Raw genomic sequence first — 3,110 nt, 5'->3', positions numbered from 1 at the left:
TGGGCGATCCAGAAGCGCCGCAAGGAAGAGGGCGGCTTTCCGGGGGCGGACCGCGTGCAGAAGGAGCTGGCCGAAGGCCCCGCCAAAAAGCTGGTGGGCATCAAGCCCGAAGGCCGCGCGCCAGCGCGTCAGGGCGTTGAGATCCAGTGCAGCAATGGCAACACGATCGGCCAGATCACCTCGGGCGTATTTGGCCCCACGGTCGGTGGCCCGGTGGCGATGGGCTATGTCGCGGCAGGCCACACCGAGCCGGGCGAGGTGGTGAACCTGATCATCCGGGGCAAGGCGCAACCGGCGCAGATCGTGGCGCTGCCCTTTGTCACCCAGAATTACAAGCGTTGAAGTCAGGAGAGAGAGACATGGCAACCTATTATTCCGAAGAGCACGAATGGCTGACTGTTGAGGGCGACATCGCCACGCTGGGCATCACCGCGCATGCGGCTGAACAGCTGGGCGACGTGGTGTTTGTCGAACAGCAAGAGGTCGGCGACGAGTTCGAGAAGGATGGCGAGATCGGCGTGATCGAATCCGTCAAGGCCGCGTCCGAGCTTTATGCGCCGGTTGACGGCGAGATTACGGAAGTGAACGAGGCGCTGGCCGACAATCCCGGCGCGCTGAACGAAGACCCCGAGGGCGAGGCCTGGATCTACAAGATCAAGATCGCGGACGCATCGCAGCTCGAAGATCTGATGGACGAGGCGGGCTACAAGGCCTTCATCGGCTGACACTGCCGGAGCCCTGATATTGGGGCTCCCCAGCTTCATCTTTTTCCAAATACTTCCGCCGGAGGCTCCTGCCGTCTCCGCCGGACCTGACCTATCCTTGAGGAGCGCAACGATGGCCTTCAAACTGACCGATTACGAAGCCTATGACTTCGCCAACCGCCGCCATATCGGGCCCAGCCCGACCGAGATGCGCGACATGCTCAAGGTGATTGGCTTCAAGACGCTGGACGCGCTGATTGATGCCACCGTCCCGCCCGCGATCCGGCAGAAAGAGCCGCTGGACTGGGGTCCGGCGATGACCGAGCGCGACGCGCTCTTTCACATGAAAGAGGTGGCGAGCAAGAACAAGGTTCTGACCTCGCTGATCGGGCAGGGGTATTACGGCACCACCACGCCGGCACCGATCCTGCGCAACATTCTGGAAAACCCGGCCTGGTATACGGCCTACACGCCCTATCAGCCCGAGATCAGCCAGGGCCGGCTTGAGGCGCTGCTGAACTTCCAGACCATGGTCAGCGACCTGACCGGGCTCGATGTGGCCAACGCCTCGCTGCTGGATGAAGCCACAGCCGCAGCCGAAGCCATGGCCATGGCCAAGCGCGGTGGCCGGTCGAAAGCCAACAACGCGGCCTTCTTTGTCGACAAGAACTGCCACCCGCAGACCATCGCGGTCATAAAAACCCGCGCCGAGCCTCTGGGCATCGACGTGCAGGTGGCTGATCCCGACAGCCTTGATGCGGGGGCGGTCTTTGGCGCGATCTTCCAGTATCCCGGCACCCACGGTCATGTGCGCGACTTCACCGCCGAGATTGCGGCGCTGCATGAGCACAAAGCCATCGCAATTGTCGCCGCCGACATCCTGTCGCTGGCGCTGCTGAAGTCACCGGGCGAGATGGGCGCGGATATCGCAATCGGCTCGACCCAGCGCTTTGGCGTGCCGATGGGCTATGGCGGCCCGCACGCGGCCTATATGGCGACCACCGACAAGCTGAAGCGGGCGATGCCCGGCCGGATCATCGGTGTGTCGATCGACAGCCGTGGCAACAAGGCCTACCGTTTGGCCCTGCAGACCCGGGAACAGCATATCCGGCGCGAGAAGGCGAACTCGAACGTCTGCACCGCGCAGGCGCTGCTGGCCGTCATTGCCTCGATGTATGCGGTCTATCACGGCCCCGACGGCATCAAGGCCATCGCGCAATCGGTGCACCGCAAGACCTCGCGCATGGCGGCTGGTCTGGAAGAGGCGGGCTTTGCCGTTGAGCCGGAAGTATTCTTTGACACGATCACGGTTGAGGTCGGCCATCTGCAGACCGTGGTGATGGAGGCCGCCGTGGCGCGCGGTGTGAACCTGCGCAAGGTGGGTGAGACGAAAGTGGGCATCAGCCTTGACGAGCAGACCCGGCCTGAGACCATCGAGGCGGTCTGGGGCGCCTTTGGCATCGACCGCAAGGATGACAGCTCGAACAAGCAGTACCGCCTGCCGGATTACGCGCTGCGCGAAAGCGCCTATCTGACCCACCCGATCTTCCATCAGAACCGGGCCGAGGCCGAGATCACGCGCTATATGCGCCGTCTGGCCGACCGCGACCTGGCGCTGGACCGGGCGATGATCCCGCTGGGGTCCTGCACCATGAAGCTGAACGCCACGATCGAGATGATCCCGGTCACCTGGCCCGAGTTCGGTAATCTGCACCCGTTCTGCCCGGAAGATCAGGCGCAGGGCTATCACGAGATGATTGCCGACCTGAACGACAAGCTGTGCCAGATCACCGGCTATGACGCGATCAGCCAGCAGCCCAACTCGGGCGCGCAGGGTGAATATGCAGGCCTGCTGACCATCCGCAACTATCACTTCGCCCGCGGCGAAGGGCACCGCAATGTCTGCCTGATCCCGACCTCGGCGCATGGCACCAACCCGGCCTCGGCCCAGATGGTGGGCTGGCAGGTGGTGCCGGTGCAGGCGGATGACAAGGGCAATATCGATCTGAATGACTTCCGCGCCAAGGCCGAGAAGCATTCCGATCATCTGGCCGCCTGCATGATCACCTACCCCTCGACCCATGGCGTGTTCGAGACCACCGTGCAGGAGGTTTGCCAGATCACCCATGACCACGGCGGTCAGGTCTATATCGACGGCGCCAACATGAACGCCATGGTGGGTCTGTCGCGTCCCGGTGACATTGGCGGCGACGTCAGCCACCTGAACCTGCACAAGACCTTCTGCATCCCGCATGGCGGCGGCGGCCCCGGCATGGGTCCGATCGGCGTCAAGGCGCATCTGACAGAACATCTGCCCGGCCACCCGGAATACGGCACTGCCGTGGGTCCGGTCTCGGCGGCACCCTTCGGCTCGCCGTCGATCCTGCCGGTCTCATGGGCCTATGT

Annotated in this window: 3 protein-coding genes; all 3 read left to right on the top strand. The window is 63.6% G+C overall.

All coding sequences use genetic code 11. The features are described 5' to 3' along the window. The coding region (locus tag ACR0LX_RS22860; RefSeq protein WP_480785620.1) for a glycine cleavage T C-terminal barrel domain-containing protein at nt 1-342 on the top strand (342 nt) is incomplete at its 5' end. 17 nt (nt 343-359) lie between these two features. Further along, nucleotides 360-725: a glycine cleavage system protein GcvH gene (gene gcvH / locus ACR0LX_RS22855; protein ID WP_480580379.1), complete on the top strand. Its 366-nt coding sequence runs from the start codon at nt 360-362 to the stop codon at nt 723-725. Nucleotides 726-837: 112 nt separating this feature from the next. Continuing rightward, on the top strand, nt 838-3,110 hold a 2,273-nt coding region (gene gcvP, locus ACR0LX_RS22850; protein WP_480785619.1), incomplete at its 3' end, for an aminomethyl-transferring glycine dehydrogenase.

This window comes from Ruegeria sp. CH11, from assembly GCF_056537105.1.
Note: the sequence above shows the minus strand (reverse complement) of the source record. Positions and strands in the feature narration are given on the sequence as shown.